Consider the following 18,014-nt stretch of genomic DNA (forward strand, 5'->3'; position numbering starts at 1 on the left):
AGGGGTAAAATCAATTACTGACCTTTATTTTTTTTGATAATTTCTTCTGAAACTGATTTTGGAACTTCTTCATAGTGATCAAAGTGCATTGTGAATACGCCACGACCTTGAGTACTTGAACGTAATGCAGTAGCATAACCAAACATTTCAGAAAGTGGAATCATTGCACGTACAACTTGTGCGTTACCACGTGCTTCCATACCTTCTACACGTCCACGACGTGCTGTAACTTGCCCCATAATGTCACCCATGTATTCCTCAGGAATTACAACTTCCACCCTCATTACAGGCTCAAGGATAACTGGGTTACACTTTGAAATTGCGTTTTTAAGAGCTAATGATGCAGCTACTTTAAACGCCATTTCACTTGAGTCAACATCATGGTATGATCCATCAACTAATGCAGCTTTTACATCCACTAATGGATATCCAGCAAGTACACCGTTTTTCATTGAATCTTCAAGTCCAGCTGCTACAGCAGGTACGTATTCACGTGGTACTACACCACCGACGATTTTGTTCTCAAATTCAAAACCTTTACCTTCTTCGTTCGGTTCGAATTCGATCCATACGTGACCAAACTGTCCACGACCACCAGATTGACGAGCAAATTTACCTTCAACTTTTGCAGCCGCACGGAATGTTTCACGGTATGCAACTTGAGGAGCACCAACATTAGCTTCAACTTTGAATTCACGTCTCATACGATCCACAAGAATATCTAAGTGAAGTTCACCCATACCAGCAATAATTGTTTGACCAGTTTCTACGTCAGTATGTGCTCTGAATGTTGGATCTTCTTCTTGAAGTTTTTGTAAAGCTGTTGTCATCTTATCTTGGTCTGCTTTAGATTTCGGCTCAACAGAAAGTTGAATAACAGGTTCTGGGAAATCCATTGATTCTAAGATAACTAGGTTCTTATCATCACATAAAGTATCACCAGTCGTTGTATCTTTCAAACCTACTGCAGCAGCGATATCTCCAGCATGTACTTCACTGATTTCTTCACGACTGTTTGCGTGCATTTGTAATATACGTCCTACACGTTCACGTTTACCTTTAGTTGAGTTTTGAACGTATGATCCAGCGCTCAATGTACCAGAGTAAACACGGAAGAATGTTAATTTACCTACATACGGATCAGTCATTACTTTAAATGCTAAAGCAGCGAATGGACCTTCATCACTAGATTCACGAACTAATTCTTCGTCACTATCTGGTGCATGACCTTTAATTGCAGGTACATCTAAAGGTGATGGAAGATAAGCAATTACTGCATCTAGCATTTTTTGAACACCTTTGTTTTTGAATGCAGAACCACAGATTACAGGGTAGAATTCAACGTTTACAGTACCTTTACGAATTGCTTCTTTAAGCTCGTCGTTAGTGATTTCTTCTCCACCAAGGTATTTCTCCATTAATTCTTCATCAAGTTCTGCTACTGCTTCTACTAAACTTTCACGGTATTCATTTGCTTGATCTTGGTATTCTTCAGGTATTTCTCCTTCTTGGATATCTGTACCTAAGTCATTACCATAGAATGTTGCTGTCATCTCAACTAAGTCGATGATTCCTTCAAATTGATCCTCAGCACCAATTGGTAATTGAATTGGGTGAGCATTAGCTTGAAGACGTTCATGTATAGTTTTAACAGAATATAAGAAATCCGCGCCTGTTTTGTCCATTTTGTTAACAAATACAACACGTGGTACTCCATAAGTTGTAGCTTGACGCCAAACTGTTTCTGTTTGTGGCTCAACACCTGATTGAGCATCAAGAACTGCTACAGCACCATCAAGTACACGTAGAGAACGTTCAACTTCAACTGTGAAGTCTACGTGCCCTGGAGTGTCGATGATGTTTACACGATGACCTTTCCATTGTGCTGTTGTTGCAGCAGATGTAATTGTAATTCCACGTTCTTGCTCTTGCTCCATCCAGTCCATTTGAGATGCACCTTCATGAGTTTCACCGATCTTATGAATACGACCAGTATAATAAAGAACGCGTTCAGTTGTAGTCGTTTTACCGGCATCAATGTGAGCCATGATGCCGATATTACGAGTATTTTCTAAGGAGAACTCTCTTGCCATTGGGTAATTTCTCCTTCCTCATGGGAATTTTAGTATTAGTAAAGTGTATTGATTACCAACGATAGTGAGCAAATGCTTTATTTGCTTCAGCCATTTTGTGTGTATCTTCACGTTTCTTAACTGCTGCTCCAGTGTTGTTAGCTGCATCAAGAATTTCGTTAGCTAAACGCTCTTCCATCGTTTTCTCTCCACGAAGACGTGCGTAGTTTACTAACCAACGAAGACCTAAAGTAGTACGACGGTCTGGACGTACTTCTACAGGTACTTGATAGTTAGCACCACCAACACGGCGAGCTTTAACTTCAAGAACTGGCATGATGTTTTTAAGTGCTTGTTCGAACACTTCCATAGCATCTTTTCCAGAACGTTCTTTGATTAAATCGAAAGCATTGTAAAGTACAGATTGTGCTTTACCTCTTTTTCCGTCAATCATAATTCTGTTTACTAAACGTGTAACAAGCTTTGAATTGTAAAGTGGATCTGGTAATACGTCTCTTTTTGTTACAGGACCTTTACGTGGCATGTTATGTCCTCCCTTCATCAAATATTATTTATTTAGAAATTATTATTTTTTTGCAGCTTTTGGACGTTTTGTACCGTATTTAGAACGACCTTGCATACGTCCGTCAACTCCAGCAGTGTCAAGCGCACCACGTACGATGTGATAACGTACCCCTGGTAAATCCTTTACACGACCTCCACGGATAAGAACAACACTGTGCTCTTGTAGGTTGTGGCCGATACCTGGAATATAAGCTGTAACTTCGATTCCGTTAGTTAAACGTACACGAGCATATTTACGAAGAGCCGAGTTAGGTTTCTTAGGCGTCATCGTACCTACACGAGTACAAACACCACGTTTTTGAGGTGATGTTACATTCGTTTGCTCTTTTTTGAAGCTGTTGTAACCTTTGTTTAAAGCTGGTGATTTTGAATTCTCAACTTTACTTACGCGTCCTTTACGAACTAATTGGTTAATAGTAGGCATTATTTTTCCTCCCCTCTTTTTTTAATACCACACATCCAGGTGGTTCATATTTAGGCAAAAACAAAGTTTCTGCAAAATGGCAATTCATATCGCAAAAACAGTTTTTACTGGATTATAGCTACAGCTGCAGCTCCTACATCTATTTCACAAGCTTTTCCAAGCTCTTTCATAGAAGAAACTTTTGTTAAAGGGATTTTCAGTTCTTCTGCTGTTTGAATTACCTTTTGGGTTATTCGGTCATCAGCATCATTTGCAATAATAATCTCTTTAACCTCATTATTTATAAGGGCTTTAACTGATTGCTTAGTACCAACAATTTTTTTGTGTGCCTGTAATACTTTTTCATAAGACATAATCAAATATCCTCCAAAGCAACAGGTTAAGATCGAGCACCTAAAATATAGTATCATTGGTAGAGATGGATGTCAACAGTCCTATCAAAAAACTTTCTGCATCCATCTCTAACCAATTAAACTACCTTAATGATTAATTAGGCTGTATTTATGAATTTTATCAGTCTATAGAAGCAACTTCTTCAGTTTGCTTTACTTTTGAAATCGGTTCAGCCTGACGATATCTTGGCATACCAGTACCAGCCGGCACAAGTTTTCCAATAATAACATTTTCCTTCAGACCTAATAATTCATCACGTTTTCCTTTAATTGCTGCATCAGTCAGAACGCGTGTTGTTTCTTGGAATGACGCTGCAGATAAGAAGGAATCTGTTTCAAGTGATGCTTTTGTAATACCAAGTAAGACTGGGCGAGCTGTCGCAGGACGTTTACCATCTAACAATACTTGCTTGTTGGCATCAGTAAATTGATGGACATCAAGAAGTGTACCTGGTAATACATCTGTGTCACCAGCATCCATAACTCTTACCTTACGAAGCATCTGTCTTACCATTACCTCTACGTGTTTATCGCCAATTTCTACCCCTTGCATGCGGTATACTTTTTGAACTTCACGTAAGAGATATTGTTGTACAGCTTGAAGATCCTTAACTTTAAGTAATTCCTTCGGATCGATTGAACCTTCCGTTAATACTTCGCCACTCTCGACTTTATCACCTTGAGTAACTTTTAAGCGCGCATTATATGGAGCTGTGTAAGAACGGGATTCCACTTCACCTTGGATGACGATTTCTTGTTGTTTGTCGCGTACTTCGTTAATTTCGGCAACAACACCACTAATCTCAGTGATAAGTGCTTGCCCTTTAGGGTTTCTTGCCTCAAATAACTCTTGAATACGAGGTAAACCTTGTGTGATATCATCTCCTGCTACCCCACCTGTATGGAAAGTACGCATTGTTAACTGTGTACCAGGCTCACCGATGGATTGCGCAGCGATAATTCCAACTGCTTCTCCAACCTCAACTTCAGTACCTGTAGCTAGGTTACGTCCATAACATTTTTTACACACACCATGTCTAGTGTTACATGTAAATGCAGAACGAATCCATACTTCCTCTATACCAGCATCAATAATTTCAACAGCGATATCTTCAGTGATTAACTCATTTTCACTCACTAAAACTTCACCTGTCTCAGGATGCTTAACTACCTTACGACAATAACGACCAATTAAACGTTCATCAAGGTTTTCAATAATCTCTGTACCTTCTTTAATTGCTTTTGCAAGTATGCCTCGATCGGTTCCACAGTCATCATCACGAATAATTACATCTTGCGCAACATCAACAAGACGACGAGTTAAGTAACCAGAGTCAGCCGTTTTCAGAGCCGTATCTGCAAGTCCTTTACGTGCACCATGTGTAGAGATAAAGTACTCTAATACTGTTAACCCTTCTCGGAAACTTGATTTAATCGGTAACTCAATAATACGTCCAGCCGGGTTGGCCATAAGACCACGCATACCAGCAAGTTGTGTGAAGTTTGAAGCATTACCACGGGCACCTGAGTCACTCATCATAAAGATTGGGTTGCGTTTATCAAGGGACGCCATCAGTTTACCTTGAATCGTATCTTTTGCTGCACTCCAAATCGAAATAACACGCTCATAACGCTCTTCCTCGGTAATTAACCCTCTTCTAAATTGCTTTAAGACGTTATCAACTTTGGTTTGGCCTTCGCTAATAATTTCTTCTTTTTCTTTTAAAACGATAATGTCAGCTACACCAACAGTAATACCAGCTTTAGTTGAGTATTTAAAACCAAGGTTTTTCATACGGTCCAACATTTTTGATGTTTCAGTAATATGGAACTTTTTGAAAATCTCTGCAATAACATTACCAAGAATACCCTTTTTAAAAGGTAATATCTCTTCCTGTGCAGCTATATGTTCTTTCACATTTACGTTTGTTTCTACAAAGTACTTTTCAGGTGTCTTTTCTTCAATGTTTAATTTTGTCGGCTCATTCATGTACGGGAATGACTCTGGTAAAATTTCATTGAAAATCAACTTACCTACAGTTGTGATAAGCAACATTTTGTTTTGCTTTTCAGTAAAGGTTTGATTATTTAATGCTCCTGCGTTAACAGCAACACGAGTATGTAAATGTACATAACCGTTTTGATATGCAAGCAGCGCTTCATTTGTATCATTAAAAATCATACCTTCACCAATTGAACCCTCACGCTCTAACGTTAAGTAATAGTTACCTAACACCATATCTTGAGAAGGTGTAACAACAGGCTTACCATCCTTAGGATTTAGGATATTTTGTGCAGCTAGCATCAAAATACGCGCTTCTGCCTGCGCTTCTGCAGATAATGGTACGTGAACAGCCATCTGGTCACCATCGAAATCCGCATTGTATGCTGTACATACTAGTGGATGAAGACGAATTGCACGACCTTCTACTAAAGTAGGTTCAAATGCCTGAATTCCTAATCTATGCAGCGTCGGTGCACGGTTAAGTAGTACTGGGTGTTCCTTAATAACAGATTCTAAGACATCCCATACTTCCGGCTGAACTCGTTCAATTTTTCTCTTAGCACTCTTAATGTTATGAGCTAATCCTTTTTCAACAAGTTCTTTCATTACAAACGGTTTAAATAATTCCAATGCCATTTCCTTCGGCAAACCACATTGGTACATTTTTAGGTTTGGACCAACGACGATTACAGAACGACCAGAGTAATCAACACGTTTACCTAATAAGTTTTGACGGAAACGTCCTTGTTTCCCCTTTAACATATGTGAAAGGGATTTTAACGGACGGTTACCTGGACCTGTTACAGGGCGACCGCGACGTCCATTATCAATAAGCGCATCAACTGCTTCTTGTAGCATACGCTTTTCGTTTTGAACGATGATACTTGGTGCACCTAAATCTAATAAACGCTTTAGACGATTATTACGGTTAATAACACGTCTGTATAGATCATTTAAATCTGATGTTGCAAACCGACCACCATCAAGCTGTACCATTGGTCGTAGTTCAGGTGGAATTACAGGAAGTACATCTAGGACCATCCATGATGGTTCATTGCCTGAATTACGGAATGCTTCTAAGACTTCAAGGCGCTTAATTGCACGCGTTCTACGTTGTCCTTGAGCTGACTTTAATTCTTCCTTTAAGCCGTCCACTTCTTTATCTAAATCGATATCTGATAAAAGCTTTCTAATCGCTTCCGCACCCATTGACGCTTGAAAAGTATTACCGTATTTCTCGCGATATGCACGGTATTCTTTCTCAGATAATAGTTGTTTCTTCTCAAGAGGAGTGTCTCCTGTATCAGTTGTTACGTAAGAAGCAAAATAGATAACTTCTTCTAAAGCACGCGGAGACATATCTAGTACTAGGCCCATACGGCTAGGGATTCCTTTGAAGTACCAAATATGAGAAACTGGAGCAGCTAATTCAATATGACCCATTCTCTCACGACGTACTTTTGCACGTGTAACTTCAACGCCACAACGATCACACACTACACCTTTATAACGTACTCTTTTGTATTTTCCACAATGACATTCCCAGTCTTTAGTGGGTCCGAATATGCGTTCACAAAACAAACCATCTTTTTCTGGCTTCAACGTACGATAGTTAATTGTTTCTGGTTTCTTAACCTCACCAAAAGACCATGAACGAATCTTGTCTGGTGAAGCTAATCCGATGCTCATATATTCAAAATTATTTACATCTAACAAGGGGCCTACCTCCCTTTTCGTCTTCAGGTTCTACCCTTTTTTTAAGATCTAATCACTCATAAATAAAAGGCAAATAGACCCTTTATTTATGAGTGACTTATTGAACAAGGCTGAACGATCAGCCTCATAATGTAACTTATTCTTTTGCTACTGTGTCTTTTTCTAACTCAACAGCTTCAGAATTTGTATCCACTTGTTCATTTATTGATAAGCCTTCTGCTTGTTGGGATTCTTCATCGTCATCAAGGTCTCTCATTTCGATCTCTTGCTCGTCGCTTGACAACATCTTAACATCCATACCTAAACTTTGAAGCTCTTTAATTAATACTTTGAATGACTCTGGAACACCTGGTTCAGGTACATTCTCACCTTTAACAATCGCTTCATACGTTTTTACACGTCCTACGACATCATCTGATTTAACAGTCAGGATTTCTTGAAGAGTATAGGCAGCACCGTATGCTTCAAGCGCCCAAACCTCCATCTCTCCAAAACGCTGACCACCAAATTGCGCTTTACCACCTAGTGGCTGTTGTGTAACTAATGAGTATGGACCTGTAGAACGTGCGTGTAGCTTATCATCAACCATATGTGCAAGTTTGATCATATACATAATACCAACTGATACACGGTTATCGAACGGCTCACCTGTACGTCCATCATAAAGTACAGTCTTGGCATCACGTGCCATACCTGCTTCTGCTAACGTTTCCCATACATCCTCTTCTGTCGCACCATCAAATACAGGAGAAGCGACATGAATACCCATTCTTCTTGCAGCCATTCCTAAGTGTAACTCTAGTACCTGTCCGATATTCATACGTGAAGGTACTCCAAGTGGGTTTAACATGATATCTACTGGTGTTCCATCTGGTAAGTATGGCATATCCTCTTCTGGAAGAATTCGTGAGATTACACCCTTGTTACCGTGACGTCCAGCCATTTTATCGCCTTCATTAATTTTACGCTTTTGAACGATATAAACACGTACTAATTGGTTAACACCTGGTGGTAATTCATCCCCATCTTCACGATTAAATACTTTAACGTCAAGAATGATTCCTTCTCCACCATGTGGCACACGTAATGAAGTATCACGTACTTCACGTGCCTTTTCTCCGAAGATTGCATGTAAAAGTCGCTCTTCTGCAGTAAGTTCTGTTACGCCCTTAGGTGTAACTTTACCAACTAATAGATCTCCGTCTTTTACTTCAGCTCCAACTCGAATAATTCCACGCTCATCTAAATTCCTTAACGCATCTTCCCCAACGTTTGGAATGTCGCGTGTAATTTCTTCAGGCCCTAACTTCGTATCACGAGATTCCGACTCATATTCTTCAATGTGAATAGATGTATAAACATCGTCTTTCACAAGTCTTTCACTCATGATAATAGCATCTTCATAGTTATATCCATCCCATGTCATGAAGGCAACCATTACATTTCTTCCTAATGCAAGTTCACCTAATTCCATTGATGGGCCGTCCGCAAGAATCTCACCTTTAACTACTTCGTCGCCTTCACTCACAATCGGGCGTTGGTTGTAGCAAGTTCCTTGGTTTGAACGAATGAATTTTAATAAGTTATATTTATCTAAATTCCCTTTAACCCTTTGACCATCAACGTCTTCGTAACGACGAACCCAAACATTCTTCGCTTCCACACGTTCAACAACACCAGGGTATTTACAGATAACTGCCGCGCCTGAGTCTTTACCAGATACATATTCCATACCAGTTCCAACAATTGGAGCCTCAGGATTCAATAAAGGTACAGCTTGACGTTGCATGTTCGCACCCATTAATGCACGGTTAGAGTCATCATTTTCTAAGAATGGAATACAAGCTGTTGCAGCAGATACAACTTGCTTTGGAGATACGTCCATATAATCAATTCGATCTCGATTAACAACTACGTTCTCTTCTCTAAAACGAGCAACAACATCTTCATCTAAGAATGAACCATCTTCACCAAGTCGAGCATTTGCCTGTGCTACTACATAGTTATCTTGTTCGTCTGCAGTTAAATAATCAATTCTTGCTGTGACCTTTCCAGTCTCTGGATCAACCTTTCGATAAGGCGTTTCAATAAAGCCAAAGCGATTCACTTTTGCATAAGATGAAAGTGAGTTGATTAACCCGATATTTGGCCCCTCAGGAGTTTCAATCGGACACATACGACCATAATGTGAATAGTGTACGTCACGCACTTCAAATCCTGCACGTTCACGTGTTAATCCACCTGGTCCTAAAGCTGATAATCGACGCTTATGTGTTAATTCAGCGAGCGGATTTGTTTGATCCATGAACTGAGATAACTGAGAGCTACCAAAAAATTCCTTAATCGAAGCAATTACAGGACGGATATTAATTAACTGTTGTGGCGTAATTGTAGCTGTATCTTGAATAGACATTCTTTCACGCACAACACGTTCCATTCTCGATAATCCGATTCTAAATTGATTTTGCAATAACTCTCCTACAGAGCGAAGTCGACGATTACCTAAATGGTCGATATCATCTGTATCACCAACACCGTGTAATAAGTTAAAGAAATAACTAATAGAAGCTAGAATATCTGCAACTGTAATGTTTTTAACTTCTTCTTCTACAAATGCATTACCTAAAACATTAATGACCATTTCACCATCAGGATCGTTCGGTGCGTATATTTTAATAGACTGAAGTGTTACTTCATCAACAATAACGCCACCAGAAGGGTGTTCCTTTTTGAAACCAACACCATTTTCAAGGTTTGGCATGATACGATCTAATGTTCTTCTATCAATCATCGTTCCTTTTTCAACAATAATCTCTCCTGTTTCTGGATCAACTAATGTTTCTGCTAAACGTTGATTAAAAAGACGATTCTTAATATGGAGCTTTTTATTAATCTTGTAACGTCCAACATTTGCTAAATCATAACGCTTTGGATCGAAAAATCTTGTATCTAATAAACCCTTCGCATTTTCAACTGTCGGCGGTTCGCCCGGGCGAAGACGTTCATAGATTTCAAGCAATGCTTTCTCTGTGCTTTCCGTATTATCTTTATCAAGAGTATTACGGAGGTACTCATTTTCACCCAATAGGTCGATGATTTCTTGATCAGAGCCAAACCCAAGAGCACGCAAAAGAACAGTCACAGGCAATTTACGTGTGCGGTCAATTCGCACATAAACCACATCTTTTGCATCTGTTTCGTATTCTAACCAAGCTCCACGGTTTGGTATTACAGTCGCTGTAAAGCCTCTTCTACCATTTTTATCAATTTTACCACTGTAATATACACTTGGTGAACGGACCAGCTGAGACACGATAACCCGCTCTGCTCCATTAATTACAAATGTACCTGTTTCTGTCATGAGAGGAAAATCTCCCATAAAGACATCTTGATCTTTTACTTCACCAGTTTCCTTGTTAATTAAACGCACCTTCACACGTAATGGCGCAGAATAGGTAACATCGCGCTCCTTTGATTCCTCAACGGAGTACTTAGGATCTCCTAAGCTATAATCAATAAAATCTAGCGAGAGGTTACCAGTGAAATCCTCAATAGGAGAAATATCTCGAAACATTTCTCTCAAGCCCTCATCAAGAAACCATTGATAAGAAGAGGTTTGAATTTCAATAAGATTTGGTAATTCTAACACTTCACTAATGCGTGCATAACTTCTACGTTGGCGGTGTCGTCCATACTGAACTAGTTGACCTGTCAACTCATTCACCCCTCAAATCAAGCGTAATAGATCTTGCGTTGCACTTTTATGTAAAACCTAAATTTTTTAGACAGACGAATAAGAGAACTCACATAAGATCATTCTCTTAAAATCAATATCTTAAAATACACCTATGGAATCTGAAAAAAATAAAGGGAACGAAGTACAAGCGCAAGGAAAAAACAAAAAAATAAAAAGGGTTCCATACTAGAAAACCACAATTTGAATCGTACTATTGATTTTATAATTATTTCCATAAATCTAACATTCATACCTTTTATTTCCTAAAAATTAGACAGTTATGGAAATTATATATTGGCATTTTATAATAATAGCATAGCAAAAAAATCGAGTCAATACTTTTTAGCTTTAATTATATAATATCCCTTTTGTTTCTTGACAACCTCTACTTCCGCAAATAGTTCATTTAGTTTATCTATTGCAGAAGGTGCACCTTGTTTCTTCTGAATAACAATCCACAGCTCTCCGCCCATCACTAAACAACTATAGCTTTCTTCAAAGATTGAATGAACGACCTTTTTACCAGCACGTATCGGTGGATTAGATAAGATCGCTACATATTCACGACCTGCTTCGATTTTATGAAATAGATCACTTTGAAAAATCGTTACATTTTTGACCGAATTAAGATTAGCATTATCCTTCGCTAATTCAACTGCACGTTCATTTATGTCAATCATATCAACATGTCGATCATAGTGCTTCGCGATAGAAAGACCCATCGGTCCATATCCACAGCCTACATCTAGAACATCGCCTTCAATATCAGGCATGATAAATGTTTCTACTAAAAGACGCGAACCAAAGTCTACTTCATTTTTCGAAAACACCCCCCGATCACTCTGAAACGTAAAGAGGTGCCCTTTTAAGGTAAACGACCATTTTTTTCGATCACTTGGCACAGTCGGTTTTTGAGAATAATAATGATTACTCATACAAGTTCCTCCTCTTTCAGGAGATTATGTTCTGCAATTTCCTTCACTTTTATACTTCTTATTTTCATTAAAAATTGATATACATAAAAAGCCCGCCATTAATAGCGAGCTTTTCGGATAAGTCTTGTTATTATTACTTAACTTCTACAGAAGCGCCTACTTCTTCAAGTTTAGCTTTTAATTCTTCAGCATCTTCTTTAGAAACGCCTTCTTTAACAGCTTTAGGAGCATTGTCAACTACTTCTTTAGCTTCTTTTAAGCCAAGACCAGTAGCTTCACGTACTACTTTGATAACTTTGATTTTTTGTGCACCAGCACTTGCAAGTACTACATCAAATTCAGTTTGCTCAGCAGCAGCTTCTCCACCAGCAGCAGCTACAGCTACAGGAGCCGCAGCAGTTACACCAAACTCTTCTTCGATTGCTTTAACTAAGTCGTTTAATTCTAAAACAGTCATATTCTTAACCGCTTCAATGATTTGTTCTTGAGTCATTATAATTTCCTCCTTGTTTTTCCTTTTAATTTGTATTAATAGTTTATTACTAGGCTAATTGAATTACGCGCCTTGTTCTTCCTTTTGATCTGCAACAGCTTTTGTAGCAAGTGCAAGATTACGGATTGGAGCTTGAAGAACGCTAAGCAACATAGAAAGTAAACCTTCGCGTGATGGAAGTTCAGCAAGAGCCTTAACTTCTTCAACTGTCGCTACAGTACCTTCGATTACACCAGCTTTAATTTCAAGAGCTTCGTGTTTCTTAGCAAATTCGTTCAAGATTTTCGCCGGAGCAATAACATCATCTTTACTGAATGCAACTGCATTTGGGCCAGTTAATGCATCATCAAGACCAGTTAGCTCAGCTAATTCTACCGCACGACGAGTCATCGTGTTTTTAAAGACTTTGAATTCAACTCCAGCCTCACGTAATTGTTTACGTAATTCAGTAACTTCACCCACGCTTAATCCACGATAGTCAACGATGATAGTAGATTTACTTTCACGGAACTTAGTAGAGATTTCTTCTACGATCTGTTTCTTTTGTTCGATAATTGCGCTCATTGTTACACCTCCTGTAGTTTCATTTATTGCACTAGTACCGTTCGGTGATGGTTGTAAAAAACCTCCACGATAGACATGGAGGTTCGTATATACAACAACAAGCAATCAAATGCTTTATTCGTAAATACACCTCGGTAGGGAATTAAGCTTTTAAAAGCTCCTACTGTCTTCGGTATAGCGATATTCATTTAAAACAACATTGATAATTATATATAATCTTCTTTACGAAGTCAATAGTTATTATTTTACAGCGAAGCTTGATGAATCAACTTTCACGCCAGGTCCCATTGTAGATGTTGCATTAACACTCTTCATGTAAGTACCTTTCGCTGCAGCTGGTTTAGCTTTCATCAATGTTTCGTAAACTGTTGTAAAGTTTTCAACTAATTTGTTATCATCAAATGATACTTTTCCGATAGGAACGTGAATGATACCAGCTTTATCAAGGCGGTATTCAACTTTACCAGCTTTAATTTCATTTACAGCCTTTGTAACATCAAATGATACAGTTCCAGTTTTAGGGTTTGGCATTAAACCTTTTGGTCCTAATACACGACCTAATTTACCAACTTCACCCATCATGTCTGGTGTAGCAACGATTACATCAAAATCAAACCAACCTTGTTGGATTTTAGTAATATAATCTGTATCACCAACATAGTCTGCTCCTGCTGCTTCAGCTTCTTTCGCTTTTTCACCTTTAGCAAACACTAATACACGTTGAGTTTTACCAGTTCCATTAGGAAGTACAACTGCACCACGAATTTGTTGGTCTGCTTTCTTAGGGTCAACTCCTAAACGGAAAGCAACTTCAACAGTTGCATCAAACTTAACAACGCTAGTTTTTTTAACTAGATCCACAGCTTCTTGTACTGCATAAAATTTAGCACGATCTACAAGCTTAGCAGCTTCTACTAATTTTTTACCTCTTTTAGCCATTTTAATTTCCTCCTTAGTGGTTTTAGCGGAATAACCTCCCACGAATAAAGGTTGCGAACTTGTTTGTAAGCAAACTCGCAACCCCAAAAAACATTCTTAACTAATTGAAAATTAGTCTTCGATAACAATACCCATACTACGTGCAGTACCTTCAACCATACGCATTGCTGATTCAACGCTTGCTGCGTTTAAATCAGGCATTTTTGTTTCAGCGATTTCACGTACTTTGTCACGTTTAACTGTTGCTACTTTATTACGATTTGGTTCACCAGAACCAGACTCAATACCAGCTGCTTTTTTAAGAAGTACAGCAGCAGGAGGAGTTTTAGTAATAAATGTAAATGAACGGTCTTCGAATACCGTGATTTCAACAGGAATGATTAAGCCAGCTTGATCAGCTGTACGTGCGTTAAACTCTTTACAGAATCCCATGATATTAACACCAGCTTGACCTAATGCAGGACCAACCGGTGGAGCTGGATTAGCTTTAGCTGCAGGAATTTGCAATTTTACAATTTTAATTACTTTTTTAGCCACGAGACACACCTCCTTAAGTCCGTGATGTGGTAATTGGGTTAAAAACCCTCCCACTCATCTAAACTATCCGCAATACGAATAGTTAAAATTCAGGCATTCGCCAACTCAAACTATTATTAGAGTCGACATCCCTGATCCATTCAGAAATGATTGAATTTCTGATCAGTTTAAACATACATTTTGCCCCAAATCATTGAGACATACTGACCTATGAAATATTACCACTTTTTGAAATTGATTTCAAGTTTTTTTAGATTATAATTTACTTACTTGTGAAAAATCTAATTCTACTGGTGTTTCTCGGCCAAACATATTTACAAGAACCTTTAGCTTACTTTTATCTTTATCAATCTCTTCAATTGATCCCGTAAAATTAGCAAATGGGCCTTCATTAACCGTAACCGTTTCTTTCAATTCGAAGTCAAATTCAACTCGATTTTCGTCCATTCCCATTCGTTTTAAAATGAACTCAACTTCATCTGGCAATAATGGTGTTGGTTTTGAACCATGTCCAGATGAGCCAACAAACCCTGTTACCCCTGGAGTGTTACGAACAACATACCAGGAGTCGTCAGTCATAACAATCTCAACTAGAACATATCCAGGAAAGACCTTTTTCTTCACAACTTTCTTTTTGCCGTCCTTATAATCTGTTTCTTCCTCTTCAGGTACTACGACACGGAAAATCTTATCTTCCATACCCATAGATTCGACACGCTTCTCAAGATTCGCCTTGACCTTATTCTCATAACCTGAATAGGTGTGTACAACATACCAATTCTTTTCCATAGTTTCAGGACAACTTGTCCTTCCCTCCCCACAATAGGTTTTATACAAAACTGTTACAGCGTTCTAATGCCGCTTTTTCATACGAAGGTAATACTTTGTATAAGTAGAAGCTCCACTCCAATACGGGTGGAACAAGCTAGCTTTAGATGTTGATCTAGTCGTTAAACTAATTTCTTCATCAACTCTTGGACTTTTTTAAAAATAAATAAGCAGGTTCCATCCTCTTACCTTCATACGAATATCTATATCATTCTGCTTATGTTTTTCTTTTTTAAACAATGAAAAAACCCGTTTAACGGGTTTTGCAGACAGAGATTAATATTTTCTATTATAGCACGATTTTTTAACTGTTATTCAATAAACATGCGAATTAACGAAGAAATACCTAGGTCAACCGCCGCAAAGAATAACGAAGCAAACACCACAGTCGTTAAAACCGTAATTGTATACTTTCTAAGTTCTGTACCTTTTGGCCAGCTAACCTTCTTCATTTCACGGGATACATCTCGGAAAAAGTTAATTAAACGTTGCATAAATGCTACCTCCAGGAATAATAAGGAATTCCGTTCAAAATAATTAAAAAGTATAAAGACTATTTTGTTTCACGGTGGTTTGTATGCGAATTACAAACTTTACAAAATTTATTAATTTCTAATCGATCATTCGTAGTTGTATCACTTTTCATCGTAGTATAGTTTCTACTTCCGCATGATGTACAGGCTAACGTTACCTTTTTTCGCATTTGCTCACCAACCGTTTCCACTTTTATCCCTTAAAACTGTATCATAGTGAAGTTTCTTCGTCAATAAATGATAAAAATCTACATTATCCCCCACTATTACAGGCTTATTTCTCTTAACTCAAGGTAGCGTTCAAGTTTTCTTTTTACACGTTGTAATGCATTATCAATCGACTTAACGTGCCTATTTAATTCCTCTGAGATTTCAAGATAGGATTTGCCATCTAAGTATAATACTAAAACCTTCCGTTCTAAATCACTTAATATTTCTCCCATCTTCACTTCAATATCATCAAATTCTTCTTGATTAATAAAAAGCTCCTCAGGATCCATTACTTTAGCACCTGAAATAACATCCATCAGCGTCCGGTCCGATTCTTCGTCAAATATTGGCTTGTCCAATGATACGTAAGAATTTAAAGGAATATGTTTTTGGCGAGTTGCCGTTTTAATGGCGGTAATAATTTGTCTTGTAATACATAACTCGGCAAATGCCTTAAATGAAGTGAGCTTGTCCTCTTTAAAATCACGAATGGCTTTATATAAACCGATCATTCCTTCTTGGATTATATCCTCTCGATCGGCCCCAATTAAAAAATATGACCTCGCCTTAGCACGAACAAAATTGCGATATTTAGTAATTAAGTAGTCCAGCGCTTCACTATTTCCATTATGCACGAGTTCAACTACTTGTTCATCTTCAAATAATACAAACTCTTCCTTGCTGACCTTGCCCTTGTTGAATGGTGAATTCAAGCCGATCCCCCCGACCGCACACAAGATAACAATATTATACAGTATCCATTTTGTAAGCGTCAACCAACTAGAGATTCCCTCTTCTCCATTTTTCTAACTTTTCCATTACATCCTTGGAAATTGGGATCTTTGAAATTGGTCGCTTCTCCTCAATATTTTTTACCTTTTTTTGTATACTTCCCTCGATTGATTCCATCTCAATCAACAATTCCCGTGCAGATTTACGAAGTGAACCTTGACCAAAGATTGCCCACTGTTCAGTAAAATCAGATGTAGCAACATGTACTTGAGTTTTAATATTATTTAATGATATTGCTAGCTTTTCAATCCGCTCATCTGCTGTTTCATTCTCTCTCGTATAAATGACTTCAACGCGATAGTTCTTTTGTTTATTTTCAATTCCCTTTACAAGATGTGCATCAAAAACGACAATCACACGGTAACCTGTATATGCCTGATATTCGGCCATTTTTTCAATTAATTGATCTCTTGCTTCAGAAAGATTGTCCATCTTTAACTTTTGTAAATCAGGCCATGCGCCGATAATGTTATATCCATCAACTAATAGGATATCCATTTTCCCTTACTCACCTAAAGGATTTCGTTTTCGGTATACCTCATACATTAGAAGGCTTCCTGCAACTGATGCATTTAGAGATGTAACATGTCCAACCATTGGCATTTTGATTAAGAAGTCACATTTCTCTTTTACAAGTCGGCCGATACCTTTGCCCTCACTACCTATTATTAAAGCTAAAGGCATATTACCATCTAAATTTCGGTAATCATCCGCCCCTTTTGCATCTGTTCCTACAATCCAAACGCCTCGTTCTTTTAGTTCTTCAATCGTTCTTGCCATATTTGTCACACGAGCAACCGGGATATATTCAATTGCCCCAGTTGAAGCTTTTGCAACTGTTGCAGTTAATCCTACCGCCCTTCTTTTCGGAATCACAATTCCATGTGCACCAACAGCATCTGCGGTCCTCATGATTGATCCGAGATTATGTGGATCTTCAATCTCATCTAGCAATAGTAGAAAAGGTAATTCTCCTCTTTTTTCAGCAATCGTTAAGATGTCATCTACATGGACATATTCATATGCCGCTACTTGTGCCACCACACCTTGGTGATTACCCTCCACCATTTGGTCAATCTTCTTCTTTGGTACAAAATTAATTGTTACACCTTTTTCTTTTGCAAGGGTTGTAATTTGTTGCGCCTGTCCTTTTAAGGAATTTTCGGCAACCCATATTTTATTGATATCTCTAGATGACTTTAATACTTCGATAACAGGATTGCGTCCGATAATATAATCTTGATCCATAATCC

General features: G+C 38.2%; 17 protein-coding genes and 1 other annotated feature. All 17 genes read right to left on the bottom strand.

Translation table 11 applies throughout. From position 1 onward, the window contains the following. Positions 1-14: 14 nt before the first annotated feature. A complete protein-coding gene (gene fusA, locus K9V48_RS14570) occupies positions 15-2,093 on the bottom strand; it encodes an elongation factor G (protein WP_224139695.1) in 2,079 nt (692 codons plus the stop codon). Between the two features lie 52 nt (positions 2,094-2,145). After that, entirely contained in the window at positions 2,146-2,616 is a 471-nt protein-coding gene (gene rpsG, locus K9V48_RS14575) for a 30S ribosomal protein S7 (protein ID WP_111618110.1), read from the bottom strand. Positions 2,617-2,658: 42 nt separating this feature from the next. Next, entirely contained in the window at positions 2,659-3,081 is a 423-nt protein-coding gene (gene rpsL, locus K9V48_RS14580) for a 30S ribosomal protein S12 (RefSeq protein ID WP_111618111.1), read from the bottom strand. Positions 3,082-3,185: 104 nt separating this feature from the next. After that, complete coding sequence (locus tag K9V48_RS14585) at positions 3,186-3,434, bottom strand: 50S ribosomal protein L7ae-like protein (protein WP_224139706.1); 249 nt, start codon at positions 3,432-3,434, stop codon at positions 3,186-3,188. A 160-nt stretch (positions 3,435-3,594) separates the two neighbouring features. After that, complete coding sequence (gene rpoC / locus K9V48_RS14590; RefSeq protein ID WP_224139709.1) at positions 3,595-7,194, bottom strand: DNA-directed RNA polymerase subunit beta'; 3,600 nt, start codon at positions 7,192-7,194, stop codon at positions 3,595-3,597. Positions 7,195-7,330: 136 nt separating this feature from the next. Next, positions 7,331-10,909: a DNA-directed RNA polymerase subunit beta gene (gene rpoB / locus K9V48_RS14595; protein WP_224139711.1), complete on the bottom strand. Its 3,579-nt coding sequence runs from the start codon at positions 10,907-10,909 to the stop codon at positions 7,331-7,333. A gap of 353 nt (positions 10,910-11,262) precedes the next feature. After that, on the bottom strand, positions 11,263-11,865 hold the full coding sequence (locus tag K9V48_RS14600) for a class I SAM-dependent methyltransferase (RefSeq protein WP_224139713.1): 603 nt from the start codon (positions 11,863-11,865) through the stop codon (positions 11,263-11,265). Between the two features lie 133 nt (positions 11,866-11,998). Beyond that, positions 11,999-12,358 carry a 50S ribosomal protein L7/L12 gene (gene rplL, locus K9V48_RS14605; RefSeq protein WP_224139715.1) on the bottom strand — a complete coding sequence of 120 codons (360 nt, stop codon included), beginning with the start codon at positions 12,356-12,358 and terminating at the stop codon, positions 11,999-12,001. A 63-nt stretch (positions 12,359-12,421) separates the two neighbouring features. After that, entirely contained in the window at positions 12,422-12,922 is a 501-nt protein-coding gene (gene rplJ / locus K9V48_RS14610) for a 50S ribosomal protein L10 (protein ID WP_224139716.1), read from the bottom strand. Positions 12,923-12,967: 45 nt separating this feature from the next. Then, positions 12,968-13,113: a sequence feature (ribosomal protein L10 leader region), on the bottom strand. Between the two features lie 49 nt (positions 13,114-13,162). After that, positions 13,163-13,861 (bottom strand): 50S ribosomal protein L1, encoded by a 699-nt coding sequence (gene rplA, locus K9V48_RS14615; RefSeq protein ID WP_224139718.1) that lies wholly within the window; start codon positions 13,859-13,861, stop codon positions 13,163-13,165. A 111-nt stretch (positions 13,862-13,972) separates the two neighbouring features. Continuing rightward, complete coding sequence (gene rplK / locus K9V48_RS14620) at positions 13,973-14,398, bottom strand: 50S ribosomal protein L11 (RefSeq protein ID WP_026561207.1); 426 nt, start codon at positions 14,396-14,398, stop codon at positions 13,973-13,975. 255 nt (positions 14,399-14,653) lie between these two features. After that, on the bottom strand, positions 14,654-15,187 hold the full coding sequence (gene nusG / locus K9V48_RS14625) for a transcription termination/antitermination protein NusG (RefSeq protein ID WP_111618120.1): 534 nt from the start codon (positions 15,185-15,187) through the stop codon (positions 14,654-14,656). Between the two features lie 350 nt (positions 15,188-15,537). After that, positions 15,538-15,720 (bottom strand): preprotein translocase subunit SecE, encoded by a 183-nt coding sequence (gene secE / locus K9V48_RS14630; RefSeq protein WP_111618121.1) that lies wholly within the window; start codon positions 15,718-15,720, stop codon positions 15,538-15,540. A 59-nt stretch (positions 15,721-15,779) separates the two neighbouring features. Further along, positions 15,780-15,929 carry a 50S ribosomal protein L33 gene (gene rpmG, locus K9V48_RS14635; RefSeq protein ID WP_224139720.1) on the bottom strand — a complete coding sequence of 50 codons (150 nt, stop codon included), beginning with the start codon at positions 15,927-15,929 and terminating at the stop codon, positions 15,780-15,782. 96 nt (positions 15,930-16,025) lie between these two features. Continuing rightward, positions 16,026-16,682 (bottom strand): RNA polymerase sporulation sigma factor SigH, encoded by a 657-nt coding sequence (sigH, locus tag K9V48_RS14640; protein WP_224139722.1) that lies wholly within the window; start codon positions 16,680-16,682, stop codon positions 16,026-16,028. A 67-nt stretch (positions 16,683-16,749) separates the two neighbouring features. Next, entirely contained in the window at positions 16,750-17,259 is a 510-nt protein-coding gene (locus K9V48_RS14645; protein ID WP_224139723.1) for an NYN domain-containing protein, read from the bottom strand. A gap of 6 nt (positions 17,260-17,265) precedes the next feature. Next, complete coding sequence (gene rlmB / locus K9V48_RS14650) at positions 17,266-18,009, bottom strand: 23S rRNA (guanosine(2251)-2'-O)-methyltransferase RlmB (RefSeq protein WP_224139725.1); 744 nt, start codon at positions 18,007-18,009, stop codon at positions 17,266-17,268. Between the last annotated feature and the right edge of the window lie 5 nt (positions 18,010-18,014).

Source organism: Metabacillus rhizolycopersici, assembly GCF_020075705.1.